Annotated in this window: 6 protein-coding genes; 3 read left to right on the forward strand and 3 right to left on the reverse strand. The window is 68.1% G+C overall.

The window, feature by feature from the left end:
• A partial coding sequence (locus ACO1P8_RS07520; RefSeq protein WP_486295271.1) for a M81 family metallopeptidase occupies window positions 1-995 on the reverse strand: 995 nt, incomplete at its 3' end.
• Window positions 996-1,379: 384 nt separating this feature from the next.
• Between ACO1P8_RS07520 and ACO1P8_RS07525 the strand changes: the two genes are divergently transcribed.
• A complete protein-coding gene (locus tag ACO1P8_RS07525) occupies window positions 1,380-2,837 on the forward strand; it encodes an N-acyl-D-amino-acid deacylase family protein (RefSeq protein WP_486295272.1) in 1,458 nt (485 codons plus the stop codon).
• Window positions 2,838-2,927: 90 nt separating this feature from the next.
• Here ACO1P8_RS07525 and ACO1P8_RS07530 read toward each other — a convergent pair whose 3' ends face one another.
• Window positions 2,928-4,334 (reverse strand): FAD-binding oxidoreductase, encoded by a 1,407-nt coding sequence (locus tag ACO1P8_RS07530; RefSeq protein ID WP_486295273.1) that lies wholly within the window; start codon window positions 4,332-4,334, stop codon window positions 2,928-2,930.
• Window positions 4,335-4,343: 9 nt separating this feature from the next.
• Window positions 4,344-5,030, reverse strand: a complete 687-nt coding sequence (locus tag ACO1P8_RS07535) for an aspartate/glutamate racemase family protein (protein ID WP_486295274.1) — start codon at window positions 5,028-5,030, stop codon at window positions 4,344-4,346.
• A 146-nt stretch (window positions 5,031-5,176) separates the two neighbouring features.
• Here ACO1P8_RS07535 and ACO1P8_RS07540 point away from each other — a divergent pair, with 146 nt between their 5' ends.
• Together ACO1P8_RS07540 and ACO1P8_RS07545 are read left to right on the forward strand one after the other, a co-directional pair.
• Entirely contained in the window at window positions 5,177-6,100 is a 924-nt protein-coding gene (locus ACO1P8_RS07540) for a LysR substrate-binding domain-containing protein (RefSeq protein WP_094843762.1), read from the forward strand.
• Window positions 6,101-6,211: 111 nt separating this feature from the next.
• A complete protein-coding gene (locus ACO1P8_RS07545) occupies window positions 6,212-7,135 on the forward strand; it encodes a dihydrodipicolinate synthase family protein (protein WP_486295275.1) in 924 nt (307 codons plus the stop codon).
• Window positions 7,136-7,149 lie beyond the last annotated feature (14 nt).

Raw genomic sequence — 7,149 nt, forward strand, 5'->3', positions numbered from 1 at the left:
AGCGGTCCCAGCGCGGCGTTGGCAATGCCGCGTTCCAGCAGGCGGCGCAGCACGTAAGTCGAATCGCCCGGCGCGCCGCTGCCGGGGTTGTCCGCGCGGTCGGCCAGCACCACCGGGCCGCCGTCGAAGGCGAGCGCTTCGTCGATGGCTTCATCCACGCTGCGGTACTTCGGCATCAAGGCCTCGCGCTGCCCGATCAATTCGTCGGCCAGCTGGCGCGCCAGGCTGTCGGCCCGGGCCGGGTCGCCGTCCGTGTACACCAGCACCTTGGTGCCCATCTCCGGTACGTCGCCGGTGGCAAAGCCCATGGAAAACGATAGCGATAGCACGCCATCCTTGCCCTCCATCGCGCGCAGCTTGTTGACGAAAGCCAGGGCCGGATCGCGCGAGGTGTGCATGGGCACCACCATATGGCAATCGACCAGGGCGGCCACCGGCCGCGTCCTGCCCTGGGCCTTGTCCGCGCATAGATCGAACAGCTGCTCGGCGCAATGCACGATGTCGGTGTGAGGATATTCCTTGTACAGCACCACGATGTCCGCGCTTTCGACGATCAGCGGGCTGAGGTGCGCATGCGGGTCCAGCTCGGTGCCGATGACGACGCCGGGACCGACGATGGCGCGCGCACGGGCCAGCAGGTCCCCTTCGCAATCGTCGTAGCCGTCGGCGACCATGGCGCCGTGCAGGCCCAGCAGCACGATATCCACCGGCAGGGCGGCGCGCAGGTCGGCCAGGATCTCGTCGCGCAGGGTTTCATAGGCCGCCCGGGTGGTAATGCCGCCGGGCTGGGCCGATGTCACCAGGCCTTCTTTCAACGTCCAGCCCAGCGGACCGCAGCGCTGGCGCGCCACCCACAGCGGCGCGCCTTGCGAAGTGGGCGTGTCGGGATGCGTGCCCGCCGGAAAGTATTCCCGGCCGCGGAACGATTCCAGGCTGGTCGGCAAAGGCGCGAAGGTGTTGGTCTCGGTGCCGAGGCCGGCGCAAAAAATACGCATGCTGTGGTCCTGGGGTGCGGGTATCGGGTGGCGCTCCACCCGTGATCTTGCGCGCATCATGCCGTTTACCCGGCCCGGCGTACAAATAGCAATTCGGCCAGAAGCCATAACCCCTGGTTATGCACAACTCAATTCATTAGGGTAACCCCCAATGAAAACGCCGATCCGCTTACCCGAAGACCCCCATTTCATGCCAAAAGGTTATGTGGGGTCGCGGTATGGGCATTGGCTTGCGCCGCTCGCGCGGCGCACAATGCGATACCGCCCGGCAGGATGGCCACGCGCGATGGCGACGGCGATCCGGGCCGGCGAACCGGCCGGACGGAGCACGCAGGCGCCGCCCCCAGGCCGCCGCAAACCCACCCAGAGTGAAGGATTCCCAGCATGGACACGCAGCAGCCTTATGACCTGATCCTGCACGGAGGCGACGTCGTCGACGGCACCGGTGCGCCGCGCCAACGGGCCGACGTCGGCGTGCGCGACGGCCGCATCGCCGCCGTCGGCGATCTCGCCGGTGTCCCGGCCGCGCGCAGGCTGGACATCGCGGGGCTGGTGGTCGCGCCCGGCTTCATCGACAGCCATGCGCACGACGACCGGGCCGTGCTGGACATGCCGGACATGCTGCCCAAGGTATCGCAGGGCGTCACCACGGTGGTCAACGGCAATTGCGGCATCAGCCTGGCGCCCTTGCGCGGCGACGAAGCGCTGGTGCCGCCGCTCAATCTATTGGGCCGCGGCGACAGCTACGGCAGCTTCGCGCACTACCGGCGGGCCATCGACGCCTCGCCGCCGGCCGTGAATGTGGCGGCGATGGTCGGCCATTCCACCTTGCGCGTCATGCGCATGGGCGACGTCACGCGAGCCGCCACGGCAGCGGAGATCTCCGCCATGCGCGCCGATGTCGAGCAAGCGCTCAACGACGGCGCGCTCGGCGTCTCCACCGGCACGTTCTACCCCCCGGCCGCCGCCGCGCCCGAAGGAGAAATCATCGCGGTCTGCGAACCGCTGACGCGCCTGGGCGGCATCTACGCGACCCATATGCGCGACGAAGGCGATCGCGTCATGGAGGCCATCGACGAAAGCCTGCGCATCGGCGCGGCCTTGAACGTGCCCATCGTGATTTCGCATCACAAGCTGGTCGGCAAACCGAATCACGGGCGCTCCACGCAGACCCTGGCGCGCATCGGCGAGGCCGCGAGCGCGCAGTCCGTATGCATGGACTGTTATCCCTACGATGCCTCGTCCACCATACTGCGTCCCGAGCGCGTCGCGATCTGCGACCGCACCATGATTACGTGGTCCGAGCCGCACCCCGAAGCCGCCGGCCGCTACCTGGAGGACCTGGCCCGGGAATGGCAATGCAGCCCCCGCGAAGCCGCGGAAGCGCTGCTGCCGGCGGGCGCCGTCTACTTCATCATGGACGACGGCGACGTGCGCCGCATTCTGCAGTATCCGGACACGATGATAGGGTCGGACGGACTGGCCAGCGAAGGCCGCCCGCATCCGCGCCTGTGGGGCACCTTTCCGCGCGTGCTGGGACATTACGGGCGCAAGCTGGGCCTGTTCCCGCTGGAGAACGCCGTCTACCGCATGACCGGCCTGACCGCCATGCGCATGGGCCTGCGCGAGCGCGGCCGCATCGCGCATGGATTCCATGCCGACCTGGCCGTATTCGATCCCGACACCATCATCGACAACGCCACCTTCGACGCGCCCACGGAAACCTGCACCGGCATGCGGCATGTATTCGTGAACGGCGTCGCCACCTGGCAGGACGGCGCGGCCACCGGCGCGCGGCCCGGCCGGTTCATCGCGGACCGCCCGCAGCCGCCGAAGCGCTGACGCGGCCGCCAGCCTCGCGGCTTTCCACAGGAAAGCCGCGGACATACCGGCGGCAAAGGCGCCCGGGCTTCGAACCGGGCCGCGAACACGCTACAGCAGCTTGCCCGGATTCATCAGCTGATCGGGATCCAGCGCGCGCTTGATCATCAGCATCAGGTCCATTTCGACCGCGGATTTATAGCGGCGCAACTCATCCCGGCGCAGCCGGCCGACACCGTGTTCGGCGCTGATGCTGCCGCCGCGCTGCGCCACCAGGTCGTGGACACGCCGGTTCAAGGCGGCGGTAAGCCGGGCGTAGTCATCCTGGGATACGTCCGGCGGCAACAGCACGTTGTAGTGCAGGTTGCCGTCGCCGACGTGGCCGAAGTTGACGATCGGCAATCCTTCGAATTCCGCGGCAAGCGCGGCGTCCGCTTCGTCGATGAACGCGGCCAGGCGCGAGATCGGCAGCGCGATGTCGTGCTTGACCGCCTTGCCGGCGCGCACCTGCGCCTGGGAGATGCCCTCGCGCAGGCGCCACATGGACCGCGCCTGGGTTTCGCTGGCGGCGATGGCCGCGTCCGCGATCAGGCCATCCTCCAGCACATGCGCCAGCGACCGTTCGAGCAGATCCACCAATCCCTCCGGCGCGACATCGGACAACTGCACCAAGGCATGATAGGGATGGTCGCCTTCCAGGGGACAGACGGCGTCGCTGACGTGCGCGCGCACCAGGTCCACGCAGCGGGCGGACATCATTTCGAAAGCGGTCAGGCGCTCGCCGCATTGCGCCTGCAGGCGCGACAGCAGCGACACGATGCAGGCCGCGGAAGCGGCGCCCACCCACGCGGTGGCGTGCCCCAGCGGCGCCGGATAAAGCTTCAACACCGCGCCGGTGATGATGCCCAGCGTGCCTTCGGAACCGATGAACAGCCCGCGCAGGTCGTAGCCGGTATTGTCCTTGCGCAGCCCGCGCAAGCCGCTCCACACACGGCCGTCGGGCAAAACGACTTCCAGTCCCAGCGCCAGGTCGCGCGCATTGCCATAGCGCAGTACCGCGGTGCCGCCGGCATTGGTCGCCAGATTGCCCCCGATGGTGCAACTGCCCTCCGCGCCCAGGCTCAAGGGAAAATAGCGGCCGGCATCGCGGGCCGCGCGCTGCACGTCGGCCAGGAGCACGCCGGCATCGACGGTCATCGTGTTGTTGACGGCGTCCACGTCGCGGATGCGCGTCATGCGATTCAGGCTAAGGATGACCTGGGCGCCGCTGTCGTCCGGCGCGGCGCCCCCGCTCATGCCGGTATTCCCGCCTTGCGGCACGACCGGCGTGCCGCTTTGCCGGCACAGGCGCATGACGGCCGCGACCTCGGTGGTATTGCGCGGCCTGACGACCACCGGCGTACGTCCGCGCCACTTGCCCAGCCAGTCCTCGACATAGGGTGCCTGGGCAGGCTCGTCCAGCACCAGGCCCTCGTCGCCCACCACATGGGCCAGGCGGCGGATCAGTTCGGTTTCCATGCCGGGCCGTTATTGCCGGCGCGCCGGCGCGTCCAGCAGCACCCGGGCGATTGCCATGCCCGCCGCGGCCTGCGTCGGCTCGACCACGGGCAGGCCCACTTCGGCCTGCAGCCATTCGCGATATGCCGCCATGCCCGCGCAGCCCAGCACGACGACATCGGCCTGGTGCGCGTCGCGCAATTGCCGGCCCACGGCGGCCAACCGTTCACGCGTGCGCGCGGCGTCCGCCAGTTCGACCACGCCCAGGCCCAGCGGCAGTTCCGCCGCGATGCGCCCGCCGATGCCCATCGCGCCGAACATGCGGCCGTGGCGCGGCAGGGATTGCCGCAGGATGGCGATGACGCCGACACGCTGGCCCAGGGTCATGGCGGTCAGAATGCCGCATTCGCTGATCCCCAGCACCGGTTTGGACGTGGCTTCCCGCACCGCGTGCAATCCCGGGTCGCTGAAGCAGGCGATCACGTAGCCGGCGGCGGCGTCGCCGTGTTCCCGGTCCAGGCCCTGCACCATCCGTACGAGGGGCAGCGTGACGCTTTCCACGTCCATCTGCGTCTGGATGCCCGGCGGGCCTTCGCGCAGGGTCAGGCAGACGATGCGCGGCCCGCCGGGCACGCGCAGCGGCGCCAGGCCGGCGTCGAAAGCGTCGGTCACCGCCTGGGTAGAATTCGGGTTGATGACGTATAGCGTCCGTTCCATGGCTTTCCTTCGCGATAAGAGGCCCTGCCTGGCGCGAGTCTATCAGCGGCCCTTGCGCCAACGGCAATGTCATTTTGTCGTGCGCGCTTAACATGTTGTTATGGCGAGGCGGCGCAACGGCTGGCCTCCACACGACCGAAACCGCAATGTTGCTCAATCTCAGGCAGATCGAAGTCTTCCGCGCCGTCATGACCACCGGGTCCATCAGCGGCGCGGCCAAGCTGCTGTTCGTATCGCAGCCGGCCGTCAGCCGCCTGCTGGCCCACACCGAACAACGCCTGGGCTTCAGCCTGTTCGAGCGCATCAAGGGACGGCTTTATCCCACGCCCGAGGCGCGTCAACTGTTTCGCGAGGTCGAAACCGTCTATGCCGGCGTGCGCCGGGTCGGCGAACTGGCGGGCGAACTCGCCGAGCGCCGCACCGGCATCCTGCACGTGGTGTCCAGCCCCAGTATCGGGCACATGCTGATCCCGCTGGCAATCTCGGCCTTCCGCGCGCAGCACGAGGACGTCAAAGTCACCTTCCAGGCCCTGTCGTTTCGTCCCTTGACGCAAATGCTGCTGGACAACCGGGCGGAGATCGGCGTGGTGATCCTGCCCGCGCAGCATCCCAACCTGGCGGCCCAGCCGATCGGCGAAGCGCGGCTGGTTTGCATCTGCCCTTACAACCACCCCCTCGCGCACCGGTCCATGCTGTCGATCCAGGAGCTGATGCCATACCCCCTGATTTCCTATAGCGTCGATACGCCCTTCGGCGCACTGGTGGAACAGATGTACCAGGAAGCCGGCGAGCCGCGCCGCGTGGCGGTGGAGGTCAGCTCGCCCCAGAACGCCTGCTCGCTGGTCCAGGCGGGCGCCGGCATCGCCATCGTCGACGAGTTTTCCGTGCGCAGCCGCACCTCCGGAGAATTCGTGGTGCGGCCGATCGCCCAATCCAAGGTGCTGACCGCCAGCCTGCTGCAATCGCGCTTCGAGCCGCTGTCCCAACTGGCGCAGGCCTTCGTGGACACCCTGCGGCAGACCATGCGCGAGCAGGGATTCGAGCTGGCATCCGGGCAAACCCGAAATTAACGGCGTGTTATAGGACGCCAATAAAAAAGCAAGTGGAGTTCTGCGGGATCGCCTTTAGGATGGTCATCCATGCCCGGCGCCGTTGCCCGGGCGATCGACGATGGAGACGAGATGACCGCCCCGCCCGACGCCCACGGCGTTTTTACCATCTGCCCGACGCCTTTCGACGACGACCTGCGGGTCGACACCGATAGCATCCGCAGCCTGGTGGACTTCCTGCTGGGAACCGGCATCAAAGGGCTGGCCGTGCTGGGTTTCCTGGGGGAACTGCACAAGCTTTCCGCGGCGGAGCGCCGCCTGGTGCTGCGCACCTTCGTCGAACAGGCGGCCGGCCGCGTGCCGGTCTGGGTCGGCGTGCGCGGGCTGGGCATCGCCGGCGCGATCGAACAGGCGCAGGAAGCGCAGGAACTGGGCGCCGCCGCCGTCTTCGCGGCCCCCCTGGACAACGCCAATGACGCGCTGCTGTTCGACTACTACAAGGCGGTGGCCGAAGCGGTGGACATCCCCGTCGTGATCCACGACTTTCCGGATTCCTTCGGTACGGAGATCCGGCCCGAGGTGGTGGCGCGGCTGGCGCGCGAGGGCGGCGTGCATGCCGTCAAGATGGAAGAGCCGCCCGTAGGCCAGAAGATTACCCGCATCCGCGAACTCTGCGGCGATGCCCCCATGAAGATCTTCGGCGGCCTGGGCGGCGTGTACTTCCTGGAGGAATTGCAGCGCGGCGCGGTCGGCACGATGACCGGCTTCGCCTTCCCGGAGATCCTGGTCGCCATCCACGAACGCCACGCGGCCGGCGACGCGGCGGGCGCGGCGGCGGTCTTCGACCGCTATTGCCCATTGATCCGCTACGAATTCCAACCCAGGATCGGCCTGGCCCTGCGCAAGTACATCTATCAGCGGCGCGGCGCCATCCGCAGCTACGCGCTGCGTTCGCCGGGCATGCGCATCGACAAGGTCACCATGGCGGAACTGGAAGCCACGGTACGGCGCGTCGGCCTGTCGCTGGATATCCCGGGCGCGCAGCGCGTCGCCTGAGCCGTCCGGATCAC

Source organism: Bordetella sp. (genome assembly GCF_057362025.1).

Coding starts and splice junctions, on each gene's coding strand:
- ACO1P8_RS07525 (WP_486295272.1), top strand. CDS start 1,380: ATGGACACGCAGCAGCCTTATGACCTGATCCTGCACGGAGGCGACGTC.
- ACO1P8_RS07530 (WP_486295273.1), bottom strand. CDS start 4,334: ATGGAAACCGAACTGATCCGCCGCCTGGCCCATGTGGTGGGCGACGAG.
- ACO1P8_RS07535 (WP_486295274.1), bottom strand. CDS start 5,030: ATGGAACGGACGCTATACGTCATCAACCCGAATTCTACCCAGGCGGTG.
- ACO1P8_RS07540 (WP_094843762.1), top strand. CDS start 5,177: ATGTTGCTCAATCTCAGGCAGATCGAAGTCTTCCGCGCCGTCATGACC.
- ACO1P8_RS07545 (WP_486295275.1), top strand. CDS start 6,212: ATGACCGCCCCGCCCGACGCCCACGGCGTTTTTACCATCTGCCCGACG.